Raw genomic sequence first — 24,735 nt, forward strand, 5'->3', positions numbered from 1 at the left:
CTGCGTTGGAATTGAAACGGCTCAAAATCAAAGAATTAAACTTCGGCTAACTCTGGCTGTTGTTCTTCTTTATAAAATGGCACATCACCGTTAATGGTTGCACGGTGCATGATGCGATGAGCATCGCCATAATCGAATAATGCTTTATGTTGTGTACAACGGTTATCCCAAATCGCGACGTCACCGTCTTGCCATTTCCAGCGTAAATGAAATTGCTCTTGGGTCGCATGTTCAAACAAGAAATCAAGTAATTGCTCACTTTCTTGTTCAGGTAACTCATTAATGCGAGTAGTAAAGCCTTCACTTACGAACAACAAAGGCTCACCTGTAACCGGATGAGTACGCACCACTGGGTGAACCACTGGCGGGTTACGTTTAAAGGTTTGCAAAAGCTTTTCACGTTCTTCTTCGTTATGGGCAAAACGCTCAAGTGGAAAAGACTTACGAATATCGTGTGTTGCAGTTAAGCCACGTAGTTTTTGCTGCAACTCAAGCGGGAGCTCTTTAAAAGCTGCTGTATTGCTCGACCATAATGTATCGCCGCCTACAGGTGGAATTTTAATGGCTTGCAACACACACCCTAAAGGTGGAGTTTTACTAAAAGTCACGTCTGTGTGCCAAAGTTCATTGTCACGCAAATCTTGTTTCCAACTGTCGAGCACCATCACCTCAGGTACATCTTCAATTGAAGGATAAATCGGGTGCACATGTAAGGTGCCAAAACTACGTGCCAAGTCTGCTTGTGCTTGTGGTGCTAATTGTTGCTTTCGAAAAAAAATGACCTGATGATCAACCAAAGCCTGCTGGATTTGTTGCGTTGTCTGTTCATTTAACGCATTCAAATCAATATCGTGAATAATTGCGCCAATGGTAGGCTTGATCACTTCAATATTTAAGTTTGCTACTTCTGTATTCATCTTCTTTACTACAACTGCTGACCATACCAAGGAGAAAACTGTTTTTGTAACCAACGTAAAAACAGCTCAAAACTAACTGCGACAATCGCAATCACAATAATGCCCAGAATCACCGTATCGGTAATTAAGAACTGCGCTGCCGATTGCACCATAAAACCAATACCACGGTCCGCTGCAACCAATTCTGCTGCAACTAATGTTGACCAGCCCACCCCGAGACCAATACGAATACCGGTAATAATATGAGGCAAAGCCGTTGGTAAAATGACATGCCAAAAGACTTGTGACTGACTCGCACCCAACGACAATGCCGCACGCTCACGATTAAGCTGATGGCTTAAAACACCATGCGCACTACTAATAATGACAGGCGCCAAAATCGAGAAGAAAATCAAAAGTACTTTTGTGGTTTCGCCAATACCGAACCAAATAACAAGTAACGGCAAATACGCTAACGGCGGAATTGGACGTAATAATTCAACCAAAGGATCTAGAACAGCACGAACCCATTTGTTCAGCCCCATCCACAAACCCAGCGGAACACCAATCACCACGGCAGCAATCAAAGCCAAAAACACACGAGAGATACTAGCGGCCAAGTGTTGCCACAAAGTAGCCTTCATAAAGCCTTCTTGGCTGACCGATATAAATTTTTGCCAGACTGCCTGTGGGCTCGGTAAAAACAGTTCAGGTACGATATGCAAAGCAGTAATGAGAAACCAGAGTGCGACCACACTTCCCACACTAATTATGCTAACTGCCAAAGTGCGATGCTTCTCAAAAAATGACGATAGAAATGAAGCATTTTCTGTTTGCACATCTGGCTTAAGTTTTAGCCCTACTTTGTCATATTCATAGACGTTATCTTTAGTGTTCATGTGGTTAACGCCTCCTTACCGCTTTGTTTTTGCGCCCTTAAACTTTCAAACAGCTGTTCTCTGAGCTGAATAAATTGAGGGTCCGATTTAATTGAGCGAATAGACTCGCCTTGACGATATTGATTAGCAAAATCGAGATGTAGAGTTTCTACAATTTTGCCTGGATGCGCTGTCATCAGAACTAACTGATTGCTGAGCAATAATGCTTCTTCAATGTCATGAGTAATTAAAAAGAAGCTTTTATTTTGTTGAATCCATAAATCGAGCACTAACTGCTGCATGTTTTCACGTGTAAAAGCATCTAATGCGGCAAAAGGTTCATCTAATAAAATAAACGGTGCATGACTAATCAAAGCTCTAGCAATACCAACACGTTGTTTCATACCACCGGAAAGTTCCCAAATATTGGCTTTTTCAACGTGGCTTAAACCTACAATTTTTAAAATTGCGTTCACTTGTGCTTCGATATCTGCGCGCTTTAAACCTTTTAACTGCAAAGCGAAGCCAACATTATCTGCAACATTCAACCAAGGAAGGAGTGCATGATCCTGAAACACGACAGCGCGGGTTACATCTGGTCCATTTACTACTTCATGATTTACAAGCACATCACCTGAACTCGGCTTTTGAAACCCTGCCAAGATATTAAGCAAAGTTGTTTTGCCACAACCAGACTCGCCCAAAATCACGGTTAAAGAACCTTCTTCAATGGTTAGGTTAATGTCTTGTAAAACTGGCTTTTGCTGTTTAGGAAAAGTCAGATGAATATGTTTGGCTTCTAGTACACTCATGACAACTCCTTAAGGCTGCAAAAATGAAGAATTCACATTGCCTTTATAATCGGCTTTAAGTTGATCGACCTTGCCCTGACCTTTTAAGAACTTCGCTGTATCAAAAATATTTTGCGCAAATTCACCATCTAAAGTTTGTTTTTGCTGAGCGTGGTCTAGGTAAATATTTCCACTTAATAAAAGCGGGATATCTTTTGGATCAGAACCTGTGAGCTGCGCAATTTTTTGCACGTTATCGGCATCTTTAACGTAAGCGGCTGGGTCTTGATTGTATTTTTCAAGCTGCTCAAGCGTAGTTTTAACAAAAGCTTTTAAGAAATCAGGATTTTTCTCTGCAAAATCTTTACGCACAACCCATAAGTCATAAGTTGGAGCGCCCCATTCACCTACTTGTTTTGAGTCAGTTAAAACCGTACCAGATGCTTTGGCTTTACTTAAAGCAGGTTCCCACACATAGGCAGCATCAATATCACCACGTTCCCAAGCAGCTGAAATTTCAGGTGGACGCAAGTTAATAATTTTTACTTTGTCTTCTGGAATGTTCCAATGTTTAAGTGCCGACAAAAGGCTGTAATGGGTTGTTGAAACAAACGGTACAGCAATGGTTTTGCCAATTAAATCTTGAGGAGTTTTAATGCCTGATTTATTACTTACCACTAATGCTTCAGATCCACCAAGTTTTGATGTAATTAAGAATACTTCAATCGGTAAATCACGGCTTGCCGCAGCAGCAAGTGGACTTGAGCCAATATTGCCAAGTACGACATCACCTGAAGCAAGGGCGTTTACAACGTCTGAACCCGCATCAAATTTTTTCCATTGAATGTTACGTTGGCTATGTTTTTCATATTCCCCATTGGCCTGCGCAACTTTGCTTGGGTCCACCCCTGTTTGATAGGCAATTACGACAGGTTTACTGTCGCGAACTGAAGCACTTGTATTATTGTCTTTTTTATTTTGCCATACGATAAATGCAACAATTGCTACAACCACAATTGCCGTGATAATCAACGGTTTGGTCTTTGTGCTCATAATTTCATGATCTTTCAATAATATAAGCTCATGGTATGCAGCTGGCTTTATAATGAAAAATAAAAAAATATGAGTTGCTTATCTATTTTTGATAAATAACTTTTTCATATAAGTTTTTATCTTTTGGTAAAAAGAAAATATCAACCAAACTTACAGATTAGCCATAAAATTAAAATACTTATATATCAATAATTAAAAAGCATATTCAAAAAACACATGATGAGAAAAACCTGACACATCTACTCTAATTATTTTATCCTACTCATTTCGTCATTTTTATTTTTTGCTTATCGCATCCAGAGTTTTGCATCTAATTAATTTTCATTCTTTTATATAAAGTTCAGATTTTATTATCTTTTTAACTTAAAACCTCTGCAAATATTGAGATTTAGACAAATCTTTTTCTGGTTTATACATGACACAAGTTTCATTTTTTATTTTTAAGAGGAGAAAATATATTTTGTTTAAACATCCCCAAAATTTAAAAAAAATATTCATCGCTACGACTTTGACTACCTCTAGTCTTTCAAGCCATGCAGCGCTTACCTTTGGTAATGCTGAAGAAGGCCAACTTAAAGTGAGTGGTACTGTTCGGGCTAAATATGTTTATGATTTTGACTCTGAACCTTCTACAAGTAAATTTTCTTTTAATGACGCCGTATTATGGCTAGATTACAACTCCCCGAAATGGATTGGCCGCTTAGATTATCGGGTTTATGAATATTACGGGCGTTTAGGTGATGCAAATTGGCTCACCGATGCATGGTTGGGTTATAAAATTAATGACAATAGTAAAATTATTGCTGGCTTAAACCCCGTTCCTTTTGGCTTGGGTCGCTTTTGGGGAAATACTTATTATTTAGGCATTGCCAATAGTGCGGGCTGGGAAGATGTACACAACCTTGGCGTGAAATATGATTTCAATGATGGAATCAATGAGGCACAATTTGCCTTTTATCCTACCGATGGTGGCACCTATAGAGGTAAAAGCAAAGACTCGAGTCGATTTAGTATCAACCCTGTCAATGCAGATGACTCTGTACCAGAAGGCACCAATACCAAAGAAAAGAACTCCATTGTTGTTCGTGGTGCTCATACCTTTAAAAATGTCTTAGGCCAAGAAAATTTCTCTACCCAACTAGGTGCTTCTGCATGGTATTCCACCATTGAAAACAAACGCTCAGAGCAAGATGGGAATCGCCAAGTCTATTCGGTTTTTAGCAACACCAATTATAACCAATGGAATTTACAGCTTTTGGCTGGTTATCAAGACATTGATAATGCCGACAATCAATATAAAGACCACCTGACTTTAGGTGGTTTCGATTATTCATTTAACTCGGCAACTAAAGGTCAGATTTATTCAGCCGAACTCAGCTATTTGTTCCCTCAGCAATTTGGCCCAATTACCTCTGTTCGCCCCTACCTAAATTATAGTTCTTATCGAAAAGAGCAAGATGGTTTTAAAGACTCCACCCGTTTTATTCCCGGCATTGCCTTTAACTATCAAAAATTGACAGTACAAGCCGAGTTACTGATGGGTAAACATGATCCATATCTAGGAGACAGTGAAGGCCTTGCAGCTGGTGGAAGCAATGATAAATGGAATAAAAAAGCGTTTGTGATTTTTGCTTATTACTTCTAACTCCAAAAACAAAGGCCAACAAATGTTGGCCTTTGTTTTCATTTAGATATCTAATTTTACGCTAGTCGATTACTGGTGAATTATTGAGAGGAAGTTCTGTTTTATCTTCATCAATCACATCGACATCTTGGGCGGTAGGCTCAAACTTAATCAGTAGCCCAATCACAATTAAAGGAATAAATGCAAAGATAGAAATAATCAGGTAAACATCAGTTTTATATCCCGCCATCCAGATGGGTAAAACAAATAAAGCAATTGCTTGAGCAACACCCGTTACCGCACGGTTAAAGCCGACACCAACGCCACGAATCGAAGCTGGATAAGCCATGGTTGGATAAACCATCATTTGTGCCCCAGGCCCAAAGCCTTCAGCAAAAAGCCATAAACCGAGCATGCCAATTGCGGTATAGAGTAAAAAGCTATTACCGGGTTCACCAATTAATGCCAGTGCAATGAGTGCTATAAACTGGAGGAAAAAGCCTGTAAGCAACACATGACGAGATTTAAATCTGCTAGCAACAAATACGCCCAACAACCCGCCCGTAAATGCAAATAGCAAATTGAGCCCGAGTGTTGTAGTAATGGTCGTCAAGACATCGGTATGAAAGAACCGTGTTAAAATAGAAGGTAAAAAGAAGGCAATAGTCGTGTACTGAAATGCCACCGAAATGTGAATCACAATGGCCACAATAGTTCTTGGCAAATAGGTTTTATTAAATAAAACTGCAAAACCCTCACGCTTTTTCTTTTCAGCAGTTCTTTCTACTTTTTCAACTGTAGCGATTGCATGAATTGCATAGGATTCTTGTAGAACTTTAGCCGCACCTTTTAAATCACCTTGGTTTGCAAGCCAAATGGGTGATTCAGTTAAATATTTACCGCGAATAAAAATAATGAGTAACGCTGGCACTGCTCCAAAAATTAAAGATGCTCGCCATAACCAGTTGCTATGTTCAGGGGGTAAAAGAAAATAAAGCGCCAGAACTAGACCAAAACATACCGAAGAAGCGGCATACCACATTGGGCACCATGCTGCTAAACGCGCTGCCTTATTGCTACTACCGTTAAACTTGGAAAACTCAGATAAGTATGACATTGCAACAGGCAAATCAATACCAACACTAATTCCCATAATAAATCTGGCTAAAATCAAAACCCAGACATTCGGTGCAAAGCCTGCAACAATTGCCGCAATGACGAAAAGCACCATGTCCGCCATGAAGACCCGATAACGGCCAATTTTATCTGTCAGCCAACCACCAATCAGATTACCCACAATGGTTCCGCAGACAATTGCTGAAGCCACCACCCCAGTCATCACAGGGCTTAAAGAAAACTCTGAGATAACTTGCTCAATACCAAAGGACAGTGTTGTTAAATCATAGGCATCAATAAACACACCAATCAGTGCCAACCAAATGACTTTATTTGACTTCCCCTTCCCTGCAAATTTGGAAATTAATTGTGAAACATCATCGGGAGATTTAATTTCATAACGATAGTTATGATCGAGTTCTTGTGTGCTCACTTAATAATTCCTGAATTTTAATAACAGAAACAAAATAATGATTATTCACACAATACAAAAACAAATTAATCTGATTTTTTAATCTAAATTATAGAATTATCTTTTCATTATTAACTCAGCAGTAAAACCGATATAAAAACACAAAATAAAAGCTGGTATTTAACCAGCTATTTATTTAATGGTTTTGCAAAATATTAACTCGCCTCAGCAAGTTTTAACTCTTTTAGATTACGATATTTTGCACCGCGGTGATTTTCAGGCAAATATGGCCCGGCACCAAATAATTTTTCTCTTAATGTTCCTTTTGCATATGAGGTTTGATATACCCCACGTTTTTGCAACTCTGGCACAATAAACTCAACCACATCAGCAAAGGTTTGATGCGCCAAAATATAGGCCAAGTTAAAGCCATCAACATCGGTATCTTCAACCCATTGCTGTAGAGCATCTGAAACTGTTTCTGCCGAACCCACCAATACTGGCCCATTACCTCCTAAGCTGTTCCAGTTTGCAATTTCTTCAATCGTCCAAACACGTTCAGGGTCTGCATTTACATAAGAATCCAATAAAGATTGAATCGCATTGGTTTGAATATATTCAACTTTATCGGTCGGTTGATATTGTGAAAAATCAACACCAGACCAGCCAGACAGTAATGTTAAAGCGCCATCGTAGCTTCCATAGCTTTGATATTCTTTAAACTTAGCTTGTGCTTTTGCATCGGTTTCATCAGTGACAATCGATAGAAGTGCATAAATTTTAACTGAGTGCGGATCGCGGCCTTCCTGAGCCAATTTCTGGCGAATGCCCTGCACCACTTTTTTTGTAGCAATTTTAGACGGCGCTGCGATGAATACACACTCGGCATTTTGACTAGCAAACTTCTGTCCGCGTGAAGATGCGCCTGCTTGATAGAGTACTGGCGTTCGCTGTGGTGATGGTTCACAAATATGGATGCCTGGTACAGTAAAGTATTTACCTTCGTGCTGAATTGGATGCACTTTTTTATGGTCAGCAAAGATACCGCTTTCACGGTCACGAAGTACCGAACCTTCTTCCCAAGAACCTTCCCAAAGTTTGTAAAGGACTTCTAAGTATTCATCAGCAATATCATAACGATTGTCATGATTAACCTGAGTTTTTAGACCCAAGTTTTTCGAACCGCTTTCCAAATAAGACGTCACGATATTCCATCCAACTCGCCCTTTGGTTAAATGGTCTAACGTGCTAATACGTCTAGCAAAAGGATAAGGATGTTCAAAGGAAATCGAAGTTGTGACACCAAAACCCAAGTGCTTTGTGACTGCTGCCATCGCTGGCACAATCTGTAGCGGATCATTGACTGGAACTTGTACTGCACCTGTTAAGGCATGTTCAGCACTTTGATGATAAACGTCATAAATACCAAGCACATCTGCAATAAAGATACCGTCAAAAAAACCACGCTCAAGAATTTGTGCTAAATCTGTCCAATATTCTAAATCTTTATATTCAACAGATCGATCTTGAGGATGTCGCCATAATCCAGGAGATTGATGGGCAATACAATTCATTTCAAAAGCATTAAAACTAATTTTCTTAGTCATAAAATATCAACCAGCATTTTATTTAATTTTTATACTAAAGCAATTTTTAGGTTTTCTTTATAATATAAACCCCAAACAAAATATGATTTTATTCTAATAGTTTTTTATAATTTAATTTAAACAATCAAAATAATATTAAGCCGCTAAAAATAGCAGCTTAATATCTAAAAGTATAATTTATTGTTTAGCAACATTCCCTATTCGCCATTGATACGGTGGTAATGTGCCGTTTACACTAAAATCACCGATAATACGATTTTTAAATACTCTCGGGTTATGTGAAGATAAAGTTCGTACATTACGCCAGTATCGATCTAGACCTAAATCTTTGTCTGTTGCGGAAGCACCTAAAGCATCAAATAAAATCGTAGAAGCATTTAAAATTAGATCGGTAATGACCGTTTGAGACTGCGCACTTTCAAGTTCGGCAAGCGCATTTTGCTCCTCTTCAAGTTGCTCATTATTTTGAAATGCAGCTAAGTAAGCACGTTGTAAGCTTTGTGCGACTTTTTCAACAATTGCCCCTGCACTGTAAGCTGCACCACGGATTTGGCCTACTACTTGTAAAATTTGTGGATCCTGTTTTACAAATTGAGCATTCGCATGCGTATAGTTTCGGGTACGTTTAGCAACAGCTTGAGAAACATCATAGGTTGCAGCACGCCCTAGACCTGTAATGATTGCCAGTTGGACCAGTTGATAGTAAGCCGCTGAATATTTAAAACGATCATCATCAGGTAAAATTTCAGTTTCATCGACCAATACATCATGGAAATATGCTGTACCACTTGCAGTGAGTTGCTGACCAAAGCCATTCCAGTCATCAACAATTTCGACACCTTCATCTTCACGGCGAACAACGACCGAGCCAGATTCACCCTTTAAATCTGTTACACCAACGTCAACCCAGTCAGCATACAAGCTACCAGTGGTGTAATATTTTTTTCCTTTAACGCGAATTTTTCCTTCACCGTCTCGATACAAATGAGTTTCGAACTGATCAATTGACTCTTTCCCGCCTTCAGACCATGCACTACCGACTGTTTCTCCATTTGCAATTCGGCTAAGCCAACGCTGTTGAAACGCTTTGTCTTTACTTACCAAGACATCTTCAGTGAAACCAAAATGCACACGCAAAGCTTGCGGTAAGTTTGAGTCAGCTTCTGCAAGTTCAATGAGCAATGCAAATAGTTCAGGAATGGTTGCATCAAAGCCACCATGAGCTTTGGGAAGTCTTAGCCGTGTAAAACCAACATCTTTGAGCCACTGAAGTTGTTCATAGGGCAAAATATGCTGCTGCTCACGGATTAAAGCCCCTTCTTTAATACGGGCAAAAGTTGGTCTGAAATTTTTTGCCAATTCATCATAACGTTCTGAAGGCCCTTCACCCCACACGCGAGAAATGATTGAAGCCTGACTAAGTGCTGCATGCGTTAGTGAACCGAGATGATGCTCAAAATTTAAATTTGTCATGTAAGTAAAACCAATATTGCTTTGCTTTTACCATAAAATATTTATTTCACATGAAAACGATTATTTTTTTATAACAGTATTCAATCTTGATATAACACCAATTAAAAGCATGACAGCCCTAAGCGATCTCTTTCTTGGTAAGACTATGCTGACTTTGCAATAAGGTTTGCATATATTCTGAATAGACAGAAAGTTTTTCGAAAATATGCTCTGAATAAAACATATCATCGATTAAGTGCGTCATTTGACTAGTAGTAAAGGTATCGCATAGGCCGACCAGTGCTGCATTCATTTGCGCAAAATGAGCACATAACTGTACATATGCTTCATCTTTATTTTTAAATAATAATTTTCGCATATCCAACTGATCTACACCTTTTAGACCCTCATCTTTTACGACTTTTACCCAATGAATTTTTATTTTTAAGAACTGTTCAAGTTGCTTTAAAGCCTCTAAATCAAGCTCTAAATGGGTGATTAAAAAAACTGTAGAGATATCACTTCGGCACAATGCTTTGATTAATTTTAAATAAATAAAGTCAGCTTCTCCCATCTCTATTAATTCTAAATCAAGATATATTTTTAGGCTTTCTAAAACTTCATCTATCTTAAATACGACCTTCTTGTCTGCTTGATAGTATTTATTCAGAATAGTAAGCACAGGTGGTGTTGCAGGTGTTGTATAAATAGCAGCCTTGTTTAAGTTCGCAAAAATAAATGGCGAGAATAGATAAGCCAAACTACTTTGCTGTGGCTCAATATGCGACTGAATTAAATACACGATTTGAGTTTTAGAAAAATCCCTGAGTACTTTCGCTCTAAGTAAGGTTGCTTCAAGGTTCACATAAGTCTGTTCTAACTGATCTATTACCAAGGTAGAAATAGACTGATTTTTAATAATTTTATGTAGAACATTCAGTTGAGAAGTAATAAACATTTTTTAACATCCAAGCTATTTTAGAAGCGCTACACTTACACTTAGGTCTTTAAGAAACACGCAGCAACCGAACCCTACACAAAACAACAATGGAAATAGAAAAGAAGAACATAATCATGTGCTTAAAAAAAATCTAAAGCAGCGTTCACATTGAGTCTTGAAGGTTGGTTTAGGTCGACGGTAAATCCTGTTCATTTTTATTGTGAACTTTAGAGGACTGAATATATAGCTACAGATGATTGAAAAAAAACTATAGCACCCCCTCGAAACAACACTGAACTGTTATAGTTTTATAAAAAATTTCTGTATCTACATATACAAATAGAGCGAGTGCATGATTAAGAAAACTTCTTAAGGTAGGTAGTTTTCATGAGACGATCTATTGCATATCACCAGATATTTCATCAATGTTTCAATGCAACATGCATTTTTACAAATGCAACATCAAGCATAAACTTTGCTAACAGATTGAAAACAATCAATCGCCCTATTCTACTGAAATATCAAGCAATTATATTGCTTTACCCTGTTGGCATTTTACTTGCTAAGAACATTTATCACAGAAGTAAGTTTAATCGCCAGAGTACTTTTTTACCTGAAAATAAGTATTTAACTCATTCAATCATCATCAGCTAGTTCACAGGGGGAAAGTTTATGAGCCTCGGTCTAACCGCTCTAGAATTAGCGCGAATACAATTTGCTTTCACAGTATCCTTCCATATTATTTTTCCAGCCACTTCCATCGGACTTGCCTGCTTTTTGGCAGTTTTAGAATGGAAATGGTTAAGAACGCAAAACCCAATTTATAAAGATCTATTTAAATACTGGATTAAGATCTTCGCCGTTGCGTTTGGTATGGGAGTTGTTTCCGGTGTCGTAATGAGCTACCAGTTTGGTACCAACTGGAGTGAATTTTCACGCGTAGCCGGAAGTATTACTGGTCCTTTACTTACCTATGAAGTGTTAAGTGCCTTCTTCTTAGAAGCAGGTTTCTTAGGCATTATGCTGTTTGGCTGGGGCCGTGTTGGTCCTAGAGCCCATTTCTTTGCAACGCTTATGGTTGCCATCGGAACATGTATTTCCATGTTCTGGATTTTATCTTCCAATAGTTGGATGCAAACCCCGCAAGGTTTTGCGATCGAAAATGGCATTATTGTGCCTAAAGACTGGCTAGCTATCGTTTTTAACCCATCGTTCCCTTACCGCTTTGCCCATATGGGTGCTGCTGCCTTCTTGGTTTCATCTTTATTGGTCGTAGGAACATCTGCATGGCATTTAGTAAAAGGCCGTCGTGATGAACTGGTGAAAAAATCATTCTCGATGGGTCTTTGGATGGTACTTGTGACTTCATGTTTACAAGTGGTGATTGGTGATAACCATGGTTTAAACACTCGTGAACATCAACCTGCCAAACTTGCCGCAATGGAAGGTCACTGGGAAACCAATCACAATAAACCTATGCCATTACTGTTATTTGCTATTCCAGATATGAAAGAAGAACGTAACCACTTTGAAGTGGGAGTTCCATATTTGGGTAGCTTAATTTTGACTCACAGTTTAGATGGTCAAGTCACTGGTTTAAAAGATTTCGCACCTGAAGATCGTCCAAACTCGACCATTATTTTCTGGAGCTTCCGTGTGATGGTTGGCCTTGGTGTCCTTATGGTTACGTTATCACTGATTGCCCTTTGGCTGCGTAAAAGCGGAAAACTTTATGAAACATCATGGTTCCACAAATTTGCTTTACTAATGGGTCCAGCAGGTTATGTTGCATTACTTGCAGGCTGGGTCACCACTGAAGTAGGACGTCAACCTTGGGTAGTGTACGGCATTATGCGAACCAAAGATGGCTTATCTCATACGGTGTCGGCAGATCAAGTCGGCCTCAGTCTCTTTATTTTTGTAGTGGTGTATACCATCGTTTTTGGTAGCGGTATTTACTACACCTTAAAACTCATTAATAAAGGCCCATCATTTATCGATACACCAAATATCGAATCTGGTGGTGTTGGACACTTTAAAACACCAATGCGCCCACTCAGTGCAGTTGATGAAAATATTGACAGCAACCAAAAATCTGGGGAGAACCGTCATGATTGATCTTTCTTTAATATGGGTCGGTATTATCGGTTTAGGTGTCATGATTTATGTGGTCATGGATGGCTTTGACTTAGGAATCGGGATCATGTTCCCATTCATTAAGAACAGCCAAGAACGTGATGTGATGATGAATACCGTTGCCCCTGTCTGGGATGGTAACGAAACGTGGATGGTACTCGGAGGTGCTGGTCTATATGCAGCATTTCCACTGGTCTATTCAACAGTTTTATCAGCACTGTATTTACCGATCATTTTCATGGTGATTGCACTGATTTTTCGTGGGGTTGCTTTTGAATTCCGCTTTAAAGCTCATCGAACCAAACATCTTTGGGACTTGGCTTTTATTTGGGGTTCAGTTTTAACAAGCTTCCTTCAAGGAATTATTTTGGGTGCCTATATCCAAGGGATTAAAACCGAAAATGGTATTTATGCTGGTGGGTCTCTTGATTGGTTATCACCATTTACGATCTTTACAGGTATTGGCGTAGTGGCTATGTATGCCACTTTAGGTTGTGGCTGGCTCATTTTAAAAACTGAAAAAGGCTTACAGCAACGTATGTATGAGCTTATGCCTAAGCTAATTATTGCACTACTCATTATTTTTGGCGCTGTAAGTTTATATACGCCTTTGACTCATCCTGAAATTGCAGATCGCTGGTTCTCTTTACCAAATCTGTTCTATTTTAGCCCTGTACCTATTTTGGTCTTATTGTTTGTTGGCCTAATTTTATCGGCATGTAAAAAGCAGAATCACGACCTCAAACCATTTGCATATACATTGGCTCTCGTTTTCCTTGCCTTTACTGGTTTTGTGATTAGTTTATGGCCCTATATTATTCCGCCATCAGTCACCATCTGGCAGGCTGCAGCGCCTCATTCTAGCCAAATGTTTGCTTTGGTTGGTGCGCTTATTTTGATTCCAATCATTATTGCTTACACCATTGTTTCTTATTGGGTATTTAGAGACAAAGTCCGTGTAGGTGATGAAGGCTATCATTAAGTATGGAGGGTTTTATGAAAAAGTCATCCGTTAAGCTCAACCAAACCCAATGGTTTATTCTGCTATGGCTTGGAGGTTTTTTTGCCTTAGCTTTAATTGCGGGATTGTTTAAAGTGATATTGATTTATGCAGCCCCTTACTTAAAGTAATTCCATCCTTATAGACAAATGCCGTTTGTAGATTCTGCAAACGGCATTTATTATTGATTCAGTGCATCTTTTTTTATTTCGTGCAGCTCATACATGTATAAATCAGAACAACTCGCCCATAGCATTCGCCAACTCATTGAGAGCGGTACTTTAAATGCACATGAAAAATTACCTTCGTTAAGAGATCAGGTACAACGCTCTGGTTTTAGTCTAATGACCGTAATGAATGCTTACCAAGAACTTGAATCACAAGGTCTGATTTATTCAAAAGAAAAATCTGGATACTTTGTTGCAGAGCAAATTGCACTAAAGCCACTCGAGCAATATTCAGTTGTTTCATTAAATTCTAAAATTGAAATTAACTCATTAGTTTTTAAATATCTTAAGTCAATTCAACATGAATCTGTTGTGCCTTTTGGTTCAGCTTTTCCAGATAGTCAGCTTTTAGCTGCCCCCAAACTTATTCAAATTATGGGGCAACTTGCGCGTCAAAGACAAAGCTATGATCAAACAGCAAGTCTACCTCCCGGTAATTTAGCGTTAAGGAAACTGATTGCTCAGCGCTATTGTATGCAAGGCATACAGACTGATCCTGATGACATTGTCATTACATCAGGAGGTTTAGATGCACTTAATCTTTCATTACAAGCAGTCGCTAAACCAGGCGACTATATTCTATTGCAACAAACCGTGTTTTACGGCGCTTGGCAAGCTGCAGAGCGCTTAGGACTTAAAGTCATTACCATTCCTGAACATCCTCAACATGGTTTTGACCTAGAAGCTTTTGAACAAGTTATTCAAACATATCCTATCAAGGTATGTTGGCTCATGCTGAATGCCCAGAACCCGATTGGTTTTACTGTTAGTGATGACATTAAATATAAAATTGCCAAATTGCTTCATGAACACCAAATTTACTTAATTGAAGATGATGTGTATGAAGAGCTTTTTTATGGCGGTCAAAAACCACTTTCGATGAAGTACTTTGACCAACAAAATCTGGTACTGCACTGCTCTTCATTTTCTAAAACTTTAGGGGCAAGTTTTCGGGTAGGTTGGGTCTATGCGGGTAAATTTTCAGACCATATTCAACACTTGCAGCTTATGAGCACCATTTCAGTAAATGCACTTATTCAAAATGCATTGGTTGAGTTTTTATCTCATCATCATTATGAAAAGCACTTGCGTACACTTAGACTTTCACTTGAGCGTTATAAAAAGCAGTTTTATCACTATTTAAAGCAGCATTTACCGAGCTCTTGCGAAGTGTATTACTACCCAAGTGGCTATTTTCTATGGGTCAAACTTCCTAGTACGTTAGACAGTATGCAAGTTTATGAAGCGTTGATTCAGCAAGATATTGGCGTTGCACCAAGCCCTTTGTTTAGTGTTTTACCCGCACAACAGCATTATTTGCGAATCAACTGTTCTTTTGAATGGAACACTAAAATTCAAAGCGCATTAGATCAGGTTATCAAAACCATTCAACAAAGAGTTGAAGTAGGTTTATAAGAAGGTACGACGCCTTAATGAAATCGAGAGAATAAAGACAACATCCCCTATGTAAATGGACTTATTTAGGAAAATTGGGGCTTCGACTGTTTTGTATCAAACTATCAGATGATAGAATATTAAGTCTGATAATTAAGCTGCAGTTACTTGATAAAAAAATAGTTTATGCCAAAGAAATATTGTTATCTCTACCGCCAAAAACGCCTCAACATTTTCAAGCTGAGCTGTTGATACTTTCTTCCTATGTAAAAACGCAGCATCCAGACTCATCGATTAACACATATAATTAAAGGTTCTAATGCTTCAAAATACGATGCATCGCCAAGTTCTTATTTTGGCGAGTTCTCAGTCACTTTACCAAACCGTATCGATCATGGTCATGACGATTGGTAGTTTGGCTGGGGCAAATATTTCTAATACACCGATACTTGCAACTTTACCCATCGCATCTATGTTTTTGGGGACAGCCTTAATGATGTTCCCTGCATCAATGTTGATGGCATATGTGGGACGGCGTAAGGGTTTTCTTTTCGGCGCTTTTTTAGGTTTAATTGGCGGTATTATTGCCGCCATTGGTATCTTTTATAGTTCACTTACTCTCTTAGCCTTAGGCACGTTATGTGTCGGAGCCTACCAATCCTTTGCCCAGTTTTATCGTTTTGCTGCCAGTGAAGTAGCAGATGATGCATTCCGTTCACGTGCTATTTCTTGGGTTATGGCAGGTGGAATTGTTGCCGCACTGATTGGTCCGACTTTGGCGCGCTTTGGTGGCCCATTATTTCAACATTTAGAATATATCGGTTCATTTTTAATTATTAGTATCATTTCACTTGTGGCAATGGGTATTTTATCTAGCCTACATATTGCCAATACAGTTGAGCAAAAATCTGATTTTACTGCTGGTCGCCCATGGCAACAGATTGTCTTTCAACCCACCTATCTAGTTGCTCTGTTTGGTGCAGTCACAGGCTACGGCATCATGATTTTAGGTATGACCGCAACACCCATTGCCATGCGACATTCACACCATGAACTAGGCACGATTACAACTGTCATTCAGCTTCATGTGCTTGGTATGTTCCTACCTTCATTCTTTACAGGACATTTAATCGCTCGATTCGGTGTGCTTAAAATCATGTTTGCAGGTCTTTTATTATTTGCCTGCTATATCGGATTTGCTCTCTCCGGTATTCAGTTCGCATCGTTTGCAATCTCACTCATTTTATTAGGTGTGGGATGGAACTTTTTATTTATTGGCAGTACTTCTTTACTCACAGGAACCTATTCCGTGGCTGAAAAAGCCAAGGCCCAAGCCATTAACGACATGACTGTTTTTGTTGTCGGTTTAATCTGCTCTTTTAGCGCTGGTGCTTTACTTGATTTATTTGGCTGGGAAGCAATGAATATGGCTTTAATACTGTGGCTGGTAATTGCAGGGGTTTCTCTTTTCTGGTTAAGCCAAAAAAGAGAAAAGCAGCTTGCTTAAAATTCCTTTTAACGCGGTTTATTCAACATCCATTCCAAGTTTTGGCGAACCGCAGGCCACTCATGTTTCAAAATGCTGTAAACGTGAGTGTCCCGTAAAATATCATCTTTTACAATTTGATGGCTTCTGAGTACACCGTCTAACTTTGCACCCAAGCGTACAATCGCGGCTTGACTTTGAACATTTAAAGAAGATGTGCGTAACTCGACTGCAATACAGTTTAAAGTCTCAAATGCGTGAGCCAGCAATAGCTTTTTACACTCAGTATTTACAGGCGTACGCTGTGCAGACTTTCGATACCACGTCGAACCAATTTCTACACGGCGATGTGCTTCTTCAATATGCATTAAAGTCGTCATACCCAACGCCCGACCTGTTTTTCGGTCTTCAATATAAAAAGGCAACATAGAACCAGATTTTTGTAAACCGAGACGTCTTTCAATTTCAGCAGTCATCTGTTCAGGTCTTGGCACACGGGTATACCAAAGATTATAGAGTTCCCCATCGCAAACGGCCTCTGCCAGCGATTCAGCTTGAGTGACATCTAGTGGCTTTAAAATAACGTGTTCGCCTACCAACTCAACAGGTGTAATCCAAGCCATCTTTATCTCCTCCATTAATATTAAGCTTTTACATTTCCAAAGTTATTTATTTAAATCAGCCACACTATACATAGCGTCTGCTATGGTTTGATGACCAGATTTCGATAGACCATCTGCCGCGCCCAAAATGTCTCGACGTTCTTTGTTTTGCCCAAGTTTTGATTTACCTCTCAGCTTGGTAATTTCAATCTCAATCCCTACAATGGCTTTTAACATCGGTTCAAGATAGTCCTTTGGTGCATCGGACATTTTCCATGGTTCAGATTGAGATGCTTCATGAGTACGGGTTAAACGAGCCACAACACCACGGACATATCGTTCATCATCTCGAATGGTTACTTTGCCATAAGCATGCACAACCCTATAGTTCCATGTCGGTACTTGTCTGTGCTCTTCATGTTTGGATGGGTACCAGTTTGGTGAAATATAAGCATCGCCTGCTTGAAACACGACGAGTACCTCATCTCCATTTTTAATGTCCTGCCAGACTGGATTAACTCTAGACACATGCGCACGTAGTACACCCAATTCCCCTTCGCTTGCCTGTAATTCGAATGGAAGATGATTTGCATCTAAGCCATTACTTCCATGCGTAAAAAGCACACCAAACGGATATTCGGTAATAAGAGAGTGCAATACATCCAAACGGTTTTCTGCATAATCATCGGGGATATACATGGCTAAAACCTCACTGTAAATATCAGGGTTATTTATATTTTGTGTTGTAAATTTTCTGGTTTCTGTGGTTTATTAAAAAGAACCACTTTGTATTTTTTTAAGTAGACCAGAATTATGGCAAGAATGGCAAAAGTTGTTGAACTTCCGTCGATTGCAAAGATTAATAAAAGCCAAGGAAAGATAAGTGCTCAACTGACCCAAGCTTTGCGTGAAGCTGTACAAAGTGGTGATTTACAGCCTGGCGATCCGCTGCCTTCTTCTCGTGAACTGGCTCAAACACTTGGGGTCGCTCGCGGAACGATTATTGAAGCGTATGATCAGCTTTTAGCTGAAGGTGTTTTTGACTCTCAAGCACGAACGGGCACCTATGTGTCTCATGCTTTAACTAAAAAAACTACGCCGCAACATTCTCAAAAAGAAACCATACCTAGCGTAATCCCTTTGACGAAGTCGGCACTTTCCTATGCCCAAGTGCTTAAAGAGTTTAAACCACTTCCTCATGCCCCTTTTGCAGTGTCTGTCCCGATTGCGCGCACCCAACCGAGTGATATTTGGCGTAAGTTTGGTAATAAATTTAGATCTCGAGGTGCAGGCGCTCCTTCGGGTTATGGCGAACCTCAAGGCGTTTTATCACTCAGAGTTGCTATAGCAGACTATGTACGCCGATCACGCTCTGTCCACTGCGAACCTGACCAAATTGTGATTACTCCTGGCATCCAGCAATCACTTTATATTTGCAGCCAGATTTTATTTGAAGCAAAAGATGAAGTTTGGATTGAAGATCCAGCTTATCGGGGTACAACAGCTATTTTTGAACATACTGTACAAAACATTCGGATGGTACGTATTCCTGTCGATGAAGAAGGCATTCAGGTTGAAACTGGAATTAAGCTTTCTAAACATGCACGTGCTGCGTTTGTGACACCATCTCACCAATATCCACTTGGCATGCCGATGAGTCTAGCAAGACGCACGGCATTATTGGCTTGGGCAAAACAGCAAAATGCATGGATCATTGAAGATGACTATGACAGTGAACTTCGCTATAACGGACAACCCTTCCCATCTTTACAAGGTATGGCGCCCGACCAAGTCATTTATCTTGGGACTTTCAGTAAGGTCTTATTTCCATCCCTTAGACTTGGCTATGCAGTATTGCCTAAAGAATTGGTGGCACCTTTTTGTGGGCTCAGAGTGTTAATTGATCGACACCCACCGGCTGCCGACCAGCATGTTTTGGCTGCTTTTATTCAAGAAGGCTATTTAGAGCGGCATATCCGACGGACTCGGAATGTCTATGCGGAAGTTCGGCAATACATTATTGGCTTGATTGAAAAATACATACCTCAAGAACTGGCTTGGTTACAGCCGGGCGATCAAGGCATGCATATGGTGTTATGGCTTGCTCACCATATTAATGACATTGAAGTTGCAAGCTCAGCAGTCGATGCAGGCATTGCCATTAAAGCAATTTCACCGACATTTTCAATAGAGCAACAACGTTCGGGGTTAATTGTTGGCTTAGGCGATTTTGAACCTGAACTGATGAGACAAGCTATCAAAAAACTATCAAAGATTATTCAACAACATGACAAATCAAGTTAGATAAAACCTACAACAGCAACCATAGATGAATCGCAAATGGCCCAATCAGTACCATTAAAATACCGGCAATAACCATGGTTAAACTGGCAATCACACCTTCTTCACTATTGCGCTGCTGTGCTCTAACTGTACCAAAACCATGCGCTGCATTGCCGAAAGCTGCCCCATTTGCCACATTAGAACGGATTTTAGTAATCGCTAAAATCGCATCGCCGCAAATCATACCAACCAAACCAGTAATGACTGTAAATAGTGAAACCAAAGCTGCCGAACCGTGAATATCTTCCGCTAAAATCATGGCAAATGGTGTTGAAATAGAACGGGCCATCAAACTATTGGTGACTTCAGGGCTAAAGTGGAACCACTGTGCCATTTCATAGGCAGACATCACACCTACACTCATCCCCACAATAATCGCAATCGAAAGGACCCCAAGGTTTTTACGAATCGTTTCCCGATAACGATAAATCGGTACAGCAAACGCAACCGTTGCTGGTCCTAATAAATTAACAATCCACTGCGTATCTTCAGCATAAGTTTGATATGAAATTCCAAAAATCGTCATCAAAATGATGGTGAGTACAGGCACGCTAATCGCGGGTGACAACCAAAGTTTTGGATTTTTCTGATAGATCCGCTTTGCCACAACATAGGCTGCCAGAGTCCAGATCAGACAAAGAATTGACCAGATATTCATGTCGTTTGCTCTTTAGATATGCTTATGTTGAAGACGTTTTCGAGCCTGTAAATAAACTTTCAAACGATTGTAAAAGTGAATCGTCAGGCAGGTACTGAGCATGACCGAAATGGTTCCGACTGCGATGCTCAAGACAATTTGCCAGCCTTCAGTCATAAACAAAGTTTTATATTGAACTACGGCAACCACAACAGGTACGAAAAACAGCAACAGTTCACCTAAAACAACGGTTGCTCCCATTGCTACCTGATCCATTTTGATAATTTTAAAGAACAGGCATAAAAGCAATAAAAACATACCTAAAATACCTGCCGAGACAGGTACGCCAAGTTTTTGATGTAAGAGATATCCGACCCACCAAAATCCAGCCAGAATCAAAATTTGTTTAACTAACACGAATAGTGAAGGTTGTGTGGGTGTGCCAGAAGCAGATTCAGTACTCATTTTGCGAAATTAAATGGTTAACTACACCATTATGCTATCTTGGTTAAATCTGCTAAATATGAATTATTCATGTTAATATTATTCCAAAATTGAATAATTTATTCTTTATTATGCTTTCTCTAAAATCACTACAGTGCTTCGTTACGCTGGTAAAAACTAAAAGCTTTACACGTACGGCTGAAGAGTTGTATCTGACTCAACCCACTATTAGTAAAATATTACAGCAGCTTGAAGAGCAACTTCAGGTACAGCTTTTGGTTAAACCCAATCACGGCCGTAAAAGACAAATCGAGTTAACTGAAATTGGAGAGCGCATTTATCAACATGCGATTGAGCTTATTCAGGCAGAACAGAACATCTTTCTTGAAATTGAAAACTACCAACAATTAAAAACAGGAACTTTAAAACTTGGCGTTCCGCCTTTAGGCTCGCAGCTCTTAACGACTGCCCTGTTTGATTATCATCAGCAATTGCCAGATATTGAATTGGCTTTTATGGAAGTGGGTTCACGTGGTATTGAACAGGCCTTGCTTAATAATGAGTTAGACGTTGGTGTTTTATTGCAGCCTTTTGATACGCAAATTTTCAATAGCATTGAGCTATGTAACTACCCTTTAATGGTTCTTTTACGTCGGGATGCCACTTGGGCAACCCGCAAAAAAATAAATTTAGAAGAGCTACAACACCAATCATTTTTAATGTTTCCTGAAAATTTCTCTTTAAACAGTATTATTCTCGATGCCTGTAAGCAGCATGGTTTTTATCCAACCATTGCTTGCCGCACCAGCCAATGGCACCTCTTGGCAGATATGGTGCTACAACGTATGGGGATTGCGCTTCTCCCACAGTATTATACCGACATGCTTGACCCTAGTTTATTTGCAGCAGTGCCACTTGAAAAACCAAATATTCAGTGGCACTTGGTGATGGCTTGGAAAAAAAATCTTCCTGTATCACCAGCAGTACAAGCGTGGCTGAACATTGTTCGTGAGCATTTCCAGCACATTAAGCCCTAACATTGAACACTGAAATAGCTTAATTCAAAAACCGATAAAGCTTTTCCACAAAAAAGCTACCCAATCTTGGATCAGCTCACTTAGACTAGATTCGATTGTTTTATGACATGGACAATAACAATGAATAATGAATATTTTAAGCTGTACACAGATTCACAATTTCTAAGCCCCTATGCATTTACAGTTTTTGTAGGGCTACATGAAAAACAAATTCCATTTGAAATAGCGACCATCAACTTAGGCCAGCAAGGCCAATTTGAAAAATCTTATGTAGCAAAGTCATTAACTGCCAAAGTGCCTGTACTTGAGCACAATGATTTTGCCTTATCAGAATCTTCTGCCATTTTGGAATATTTAGAAGAGCTTTATCCAAACACATCTATTTATCCAAAAGATATTCAAGCACGTGCAAGAGCAAGACAAATTCAGGCATGGCTCCGATCAGACTTAGTGGCACTAAGAACTGAACGTCCAACCGATGTTATTTTTATTCAGCCCAAGTCCACTCCACTTTCAGAAGAAGGCAAAAAAGCTGCGGAGAAACTTTTCTCTGTTGCAGAAAAACTTCTTGCACCCGATGCCGAATTTCTTTTTGGTACATGGAGCATTGTGGATGCTGAACTTACCCTGATGTTGCAACGCCTTATTCAAAATGGTGATGCTGTACCAGAACGTTTAAAAAACTATGCATTACAGCAATGGCAATGTCCGACCGTACAAAAATGGCTTGCCTTGCGACATAAATAAATCCTTATATTTACACCAAACACGAGATAAAAAATGAGTGATTCAAACTATATTCCTCCACAAGTTTGGCAATGGTCTGGAGAAAAAACTGATTTAAACCAACCTACTTCGGGTGCGCGTTACGAACATGAACTTCCTGTCGGTAAACATCCGCTTCAGCTCTATTCTTTAGCAACGCCTAATGGTCAAAAAGTCACTATTTTGCTTGAAGAGCTTTTAGCATTAGGACATCAAGATGCTGAATATGATGCTTGGTTGATTAAAATCGGTGAAGGACAGCAATTTGGCAGTGGCTTTGTAGACATTAATCCAAACTCTAAAATTCCAGCATTGGTTGACCATAGCCAAAACCCGCCATTAAGAGTATTTGAATCTGGCTCAATTTTGCTTTACTTAGCTGAAAAGTTTAAAGCTTTCATTCCAACTGATATTGCTGCACGTACTGAATGCCTTAATTGGTTATTCTGGCAAATGGGCAGCGCACCTTACCTAGGTGGCGGTTTTGGGCATTTTTATGCTTATGCACCCATTAAAGTTGAATATGCAATTAACCGCTTTGCCTTGGAAACAAAACGCTTGCTTGATGTGTTAGATAAGCATCTAGCAAAGCATGAATATTTGGCAGGCTCTGAATATAGCATCGCCGATATTGCAGCATTCCCTTGGTATGGCGGTCTTGTTAAAAACTGGGTCTATAACGGCGCGGAGTTTTTAGGTGTCGATCAATATAAAAATGTTCAGCGCTGGGCAGATGCGATTTTAGCTCGCCCTGCGGTTCAACGTGGTCGTATGGTCAACCGTACTTTTGGTGATTTAGCTACACAGTTGCATGAACGCCATGATGCCAGCGATTTTGAGACCAAGACTCAAGATAAATTGCAGAATCAGTCTTAAAAAGATCATTCAGTTTTTGACTTACCCGCAAGATATTTCATTTTTGCGGGTATTCAAAGTTGGCAAAATACCCCGTATATAATTCATTCAGCCAAGCGACAAAAACTCGTACGCGTGGCGAGAGCTGCCGATGCTGCGGATATAGTGCAGAAACTGACATCTTCGGGATTTGCCATTCAGATAAAACCTCAACCAGTTGTCCGTCTTTTAACTCATTCGCTACATGATAGCGCGGAACCTGAATTAGACCTGCCCCACGTAAAGCAGATAATACATAGTTTTCAGCATCATTTACCGCGATCCAACTTTTCAAAAAATAATCTTGTTTTTTTCCATTCACCATTAATTCAAATGGATAATTCCGCCCGCCTGATGTCGAAAAGAAATTAACGCAATAATGTGATAACAAATCTTCTGGTTGCTGTGGCATTCCATGTTTATTTAAATAGTCAGGACTCGCACAAATCACTTGTGGCATATCCACCAAATGTCTAGCAATTAAAGTGGAATCATCCAAACGCCCCGCTCTCACCACACAGTCTATCCCTTCCCGAATCAGATCAACTAAACGATCGCCTGTACTAATTACGAGTTCAATGTCGGGATATAACTCGTGAAATTGATCGATATTGGGTAAAACAATTTTAGTCGCATGTGCACCTGATAAATCGATACGTAGTAAACCACGGGGCTGAGCAATTACATTACGTAAGGACGATTCGGCATCATCGAGTTCCGATAATATTTGTGTACAACGCTCATAAAATGCCTGTCCATCTAGTGATGGCCTTACATGCCGAGTCGTTCGCTCTAGTAAACGGCACTGTAAATTATTCTCTAAATCTTTAATGGCATTACTTGCTGTAGCACGTGGGATATTGAGCTGATCGGCTGCCTGACTAAAACTACCCAGCTCTACGATGCGGGTAAAAAGTTGTAAGGTATCAAATTTATCCATGGTGCTCGCTTTTAACCCTATCTATTGTTAATAAATATGGAATTATCTTATCCAATTATG

At 39.6% G+C, this 24,735-nt stretch carries 23 protein-coding genes; 10 read left to right on the forward strand and 13 right to left on the reverse strand.

Translation table 11 applies throughout. The features are described 5' to 3' along the window. Window positions 1–35 precede the first annotated feature (35 nt). From tauD to tauA, 4 genes are read right to left on the reverse strand one after another with little or no spacing between them, the layout of a single operon-like run. Window positions 36–917, reverse strand: a complete 882-nt coding sequence (gene tauD / locus ACLCEG_RS02970) for a taurine dioxygenase (RefSeq protein ID WP_410565639.1) — start codon at window positions 915–917, stop codon at window positions 36–38. Window positions 918–925: 8 nt separating this feature from the next. After that, window positions 926–1,795: a taurine ABC transporter permease TauC gene (tauC, locus tag ACLCEG_RS02975; protein WP_410565642.1), complete on the reverse strand. Its 870-nt coding sequence runs from the start codon at window positions 1,793–1,795 to the stop codon at window positions 926–928. Continuing rightward, on the reverse strand, window positions 1,792–2,586 hold the full coding sequence (locus tag ACLCEG_RS02980) for a taurine ABC transporter ATP-binding protein (protein ID WP_410565645.1): 795 nt from the start codon (window positions 2,584–2,586) through the stop codon (window positions 1,792–1,794). Before ACLCEG_RS02980 ends, tauC begins: the two co-directional genes overlap by 4 nt. Before the next feature lie 9 nt (window positions 2,587–2,595). Next, complete coding sequence (tauA, locus tag ACLCEG_RS02985) at window positions 2,596–3,636, reverse strand: taurine ABC transporter substrate-binding protein (RefSeq protein ID WP_081038546.1); 1,041 nt, start codon at window positions 3,634–3,636, stop codon at window positions 2,596–2,598. 442 nt (window positions 3,637–4,078) lie between these two features. On the opposite strand from tauA, the gene ACLCEG_RS02990 reads away from it, so the two are divergent. Then, the gene (locus tag ACLCEG_RS02990) at window positions 4,079–5,263 is read left to right on the forward strand and encodes a hypothetical protein (protein WP_410565648.1); all 1,185 of its coding nucleotides are present in this window, start codon (window positions 4,079–4,081) and stop codon (window positions 5,261–5,263) included. Window positions 5,264–5,324: 61 nt separating this feature from the next. Here ACLCEG_RS02990 and ACLCEG_RS02995 read toward each other — a convergent pair whose 3' ends face one another. The 4 genes from ACLCEG_RS02995 to ACLCEG_RS03010 all read right to left on the reverse strand — a co-directional run bounded on the left by ACLCEG_RS02995 (window position 5,325) and on the right by ACLCEG_RS03010 (window position 10,787). Then, complete coding sequence (locus ACLCEG_RS02995; protein WP_410565651.1) at window positions 5,325–6,791, reverse strand: MFS transporter; 1,467 nt, start codon at window positions 6,789–6,791, stop codon at window positions 5,325–5,327. A 194-nt stretch (window positions 6,792–6,985) separates the two neighbouring features. After that, window positions 6,986–8,377 carry an LLM class flavin-dependent oxidoreductase gene (locus ACLCEG_RS03000; RefSeq protein WP_410565654.1) on the reverse strand — a complete coding sequence of 464 codons (1,392 nt, stop codon included), beginning with the start codon at window positions 8,375–8,377 and terminating at the stop codon, window positions 6,986–6,988. Window positions 8,378–8,554: 177 nt separating this feature from the next. After that, window positions 8,555–9,850 carry an acyl-CoA dehydrogenase family protein gene (locus tag ACLCEG_RS03005; RefSeq protein ID WP_410565657.1) on the reverse strand — a complete coding sequence of 432 codons (1,296 nt, stop codon included), beginning with the start codon at window positions 9,848–9,850 and terminating at the stop codon, window positions 8,555–8,557. Window positions 9,851–9,968: 118 nt separating this feature from the next. Then, window positions 9,969–10,787 (reverse strand): hypothetical protein, encoded by an 819-nt coding sequence (locus ACLCEG_RS03010; protein WP_410565660.1) that lies wholly within the window; start codon window positions 10,785–10,787, stop codon window positions 9,969–9,971. 654 nt (window positions 10,788–11,441) lie between these two features. Between ACLCEG_RS03010 and ACLCEG_RS03015 the strand changes: the two genes are divergently transcribed. The 5 genes from ACLCEG_RS03015 (at window position 11,442) to ACLCEG_RS03035 (ending at window position 17,034) form a co-directional block, all read left to right on the forward strand. Next, the gene (locus ACLCEG_RS03015; RefSeq protein ID WP_410565663.1) at window positions 11,442–12,887 is read left to right on the forward strand and encodes a cytochrome ubiquinol oxidase subunit I; all 1,446 of its coding nucleotides are present in this window, start codon (window positions 11,442–11,444) and stop codon (window positions 12,885–12,887) included. Further along, the gene (cydB, locus tag ACLCEG_RS03020; RefSeq protein WP_019458891.1) at window positions 12,880–13,887 is read left to right on the forward strand and encodes a cytochrome d ubiquinol oxidase subunit II; all 1,008 of its coding nucleotides are present in this window, start codon (window positions 12,880–12,882) and stop codon (window positions 13,885–13,887) included. The genes ACLCEG_RS03015 and cydB overlap by 8 nt, the downstream gene beginning before the upstream one ends. Window positions 13,888–13,901: 14 nt before the next feature. After that, the gene (locus ACLCEG_RS03025) at window positions 13,902–14,036 is read left to right on the forward strand and encodes a DUF2474 domain-containing protein (protein ID WP_348910075.1); all 135 of its coding nucleotides are present in this window, start codon (window positions 13,902–13,904) and stop codon (window positions 14,034–14,036) included. Between the two features lie 93 nt (window positions 14,037–14,129). After that, a complete protein-coding gene (locus ACLCEG_RS03030; protein WP_410565666.1) occupies window positions 14,130–15,548 on the forward strand; it encodes a PLP-dependent aminotransferase family protein in 1,419 nt (472 codons plus the stop codon). 298 nt (window positions 15,549–15,846) lie between these two features. Next, window positions 15,847–17,034, forward strand: a complete 1,188-nt coding sequence (locus ACLCEG_RS03035) for an MFS transporter (protein ID WP_410565669.1) — start codon at window positions 15,847–15,849, stop codon at window positions 17,032–17,034. 8 nt (window positions 17,035–17,042) lie between these two features. Here ACLCEG_RS03035 and ACLCEG_RS03040 read toward each other — a convergent pair whose 3' ends face one another. After that, a complete protein-coding gene (locus tag ACLCEG_RS03040; RefSeq protein ID WP_017392935.1) occupies window positions 17,043–17,636 on the reverse strand; it encodes a GNAT family N-acetyltransferase in 594 nt (197 codons plus the stop codon). Between the two features lie 42 nt (window positions 17,637–17,678). Continuing rightward, entirely contained in the window at window positions 17,679–18,314 is a 636-nt protein-coding gene (locus ACLCEG_RS03045; RefSeq protein WP_410565672.1) for an FMN-binding negative transcriptional regulator, read from the reverse strand. A gap of 114 nt (window positions 18,315–18,428) precedes the next feature. Between ACLCEG_RS03045 and ACLCEG_RS03050 the strand changes: the two genes are divergently transcribed. Next, window positions 18,429–19,919: a PLP-dependent aminotransferase family protein gene (locus ACLCEG_RS03050; RefSeq protein ID WP_410565675.1), complete on the forward strand. Its 1,491-nt coding sequence runs from the start codon at window positions 18,429–18,431 to the stop codon at window positions 19,917–19,919. Between the two features lie 7 nt (window positions 19,920–19,926). Here ACLCEG_RS03050 and ACLCEG_RS03055 read toward each other — a convergent pair whose 3' ends face one another. Both ACLCEG_RS03055 and ACLCEG_RS03060 read right to left on the reverse strand, forming a co-directional pair. Beyond that, on the reverse strand, window positions 19,927–20,616 hold the full coding sequence (locus ACLCEG_RS03055) for an LrgB family protein (protein ID WP_002157453.1): 690 nt from the start codon (window positions 20,614–20,616) through the stop codon (window positions 19,927–19,929). Window positions 20,617–20,628: 12 nt separating this feature from the next. Beyond that, complete coding sequence (locus tag ACLCEG_RS03060; RefSeq protein WP_410565678.1) at window positions 20,629–21,060, reverse strand: CidA/LrgA family protein; 432 nt, start codon at window positions 21,058–21,060, stop codon at window positions 20,629–20,631. 110 nt (window positions 21,061–21,170) lie between these two features. Between ACLCEG_RS03060 and ACLCEG_RS03065 the strand changes: the two genes are divergently transcribed. From ACLCEG_RS03065 to yghU, 3 genes are all read left to right on the forward strand, one after another. Next, window positions 21,171–22,076 (forward strand): LysR family transcriptional regulator, encoded by a 906-nt coding sequence (locus ACLCEG_RS03065; protein ID WP_410565681.1) that lies wholly within the window; start codon window positions 21,171–21,173, stop codon window positions 22,074–22,076. A gap of 120 nt (window positions 22,077–22,196) precedes the next feature. Continuing rightward, window positions 22,197–22,823, forward strand: a complete 627-nt coding sequence (yfcF, locus tag ACLCEG_RS03070) for a glutathione transferase (protein ID WP_410565684.1) — start codon at window positions 22,197–22,199, stop codon at window positions 22,821–22,823. 33 nt (window positions 22,824–22,856) lie between these two features. Continuing rightward, entirely contained in the window at window positions 22,857–23,717 is an 861-nt protein-coding gene (gene yghU, locus ACLCEG_RS03075) for a glutathione-dependent disulfide-bond oxidoreductase (protein ID WP_410565687.1), read from the forward strand. Between the two features lie 37 nt (window positions 23,718–23,754). On the opposite strand, the gene ACLCEG_RS03080 is transcribed toward yghU, so the two are convergent. Then, a complete protein-coding gene (locus tag ACLCEG_RS03080; RefSeq protein WP_410565690.1) occupies window positions 23,755–24,675 on the reverse strand; it encodes a LysR substrate-binding domain-containing protein in 921 nt (306 codons plus the stop codon). Between the last annotated feature and the right edge of the window lie 60 nt (window positions 24,676–24,735).

The organism is Acinetobacter sp. H1(2024) (assembly GCF_046557555.1).
GTDB classification, from domain to species: Bacteria; Pseudomonadota; Gammaproteobacteria; order Pseudomonadales; family Moraxellaceae; genus Acinetobacter; species Acinetobacter seifertii.

What these genes read in the sequence shown, in the direction of transcription:
- ACLCEG_RS03055 (WP_002157453.1), bottom strand. Translation starts at nt 20,616, where the DNA reads ATGAATATCTGGTCAATTCTTTGTCTGATCTGGACTCTGGCAGCCTAT.
- ACLCEG_RS03065 (WP_410565681.1), top strand. Translation starts at nt 21,171, where the DNA reads ATGCTTTCTCTAAAATCACTACAGTGCTTCGTTACGCTGGTAAAAACT.
- ACLCEG_RS02980 (WP_410565645.1), bottom strand. Translation starts at nt 2,586, where the DNA reads ATGAGTGTACTAGAAGCCAAACATATTCATCTGACTTTTCCTAAACAG.
- yghU (WP_410565687.1), top strand. Translation starts at nt 22,857, where the DNA reads ATGAGTGATTCAAACTATATTCCTCCACAAGTTTGGCAATGGTCTGGA.
- ACLCEG_RS03080 (WP_410565690.1), bottom strand. Translation starts at nt 24,675, where the DNA reads ATGGATAAATTTGATACCTTACAACTTTTTACCCGCATCGTAGAGCTG.
- ACLCEG_RS03060 (WP_410565678.1), bottom strand. Translation starts at nt 21,060, where the DNA reads ATGAGTACTGAATCTGCTTCTGGCACACCCACACAACCTTCACTATTC.
- ACLCEG_RS03005 (WP_410565657.1), bottom strand. Translation starts at nt 9,850, where the DNA reads ATGACAAATTTAAATTTTGAGCATCATCTCGGTTCACTAACGCATGCA.
- ACLCEG_RS03025 (WP_348910075.1), top strand. Translation starts at nt 13,902, where the DNA reads ATGAAAAAGTCATCCGTTAAGCTCAACCAAACCCAATGGTTTATTCTG.
- tauD (WP_410565639.1), bottom strand. Translation starts at nt 917, where the DNA reads ATGAATACAGAAGTAGCAAACTTAAATATTGAAGTGATCAAGCCTACC.
- ACLCEG_RS03000 (WP_410565654.1), bottom strand. Translation starts at nt 8,377, where the DNA reads ATGACTAAGAAAATTAGTTTTAATGCTTTTGAAATGAATTGTATTGCC.
- ACLCEG_RS03035 (WP_410565669.1), top strand. Translation starts at nt 15,847, where the DNA reads ATGCTTCAAAATACGATGCATCGCCAAGTTCTTATTTTGGCGAGTTCT.
- ACLCEG_RS03010 (WP_410565660.1), bottom strand. Translation starts at nt 10,787, where the DNA reads ATGTTTATTACTTCTCAACTGAATGTTCTACATAAAATTATTAAAAAT.
- ACLCEG_RS03045 (WP_410565672.1), bottom strand. Translation starts at nt 18,314, where the DNA reads ATGTATATCCCCGATGATTATGCAGAAAACCGTTTGGATGTATTGCAC.
- yfcF (WP_410565684.1), top strand. Translation starts at nt 22,197, where the DNA reads ATGAATAATGAATATTTTAAGCTGTACACAGATTCACAATTTCTAAGC.
- ACLCEG_RS03015 (WP_410565663.1), top strand. Translation starts at nt 11,442, where the DNA reads ATGAGCCTCGGTCTAACCGCTCTAGAATTAGCGCGAATACAATTTGCT.
- tauC (WP_410565642.1), bottom strand. Translation starts at nt 1,795, where the DNA reads ATGAACACTAAAGATAACGTCTATGAATATGACAAAGTAGGGCTAAAA.
- cydB (WP_019458891.1), top strand. Translation starts at nt 12,880, where the DNA reads ATGATTGATCTTTCTTTAATATGGGTCGGTATTATCGGTTTAGGTGTC.
- ACLCEG_RS03030 (WP_410565666.1), top strand. Translation starts at nt 14,130, where the DNA reads ATGTATAAATCAGAACAACTCGCCCATAGCATTCGCCAACTCATTGAG.
- ACLCEG_RS03050 (WP_410565675.1), top strand. Translation starts at nt 18,429, where the DNA reads ATGGCAAGAATGGCAAAAGTTGTTGAACTTCCGTCGATTGCAAAGATT.
- ACLCEG_RS03040 (WP_017392935.1), bottom strand. Translation starts at nt 17,636, where the DNA reads ATGGCTTGGATTACACCTGTTGAGTTGGTAGGCGAACACGTTATTTTA.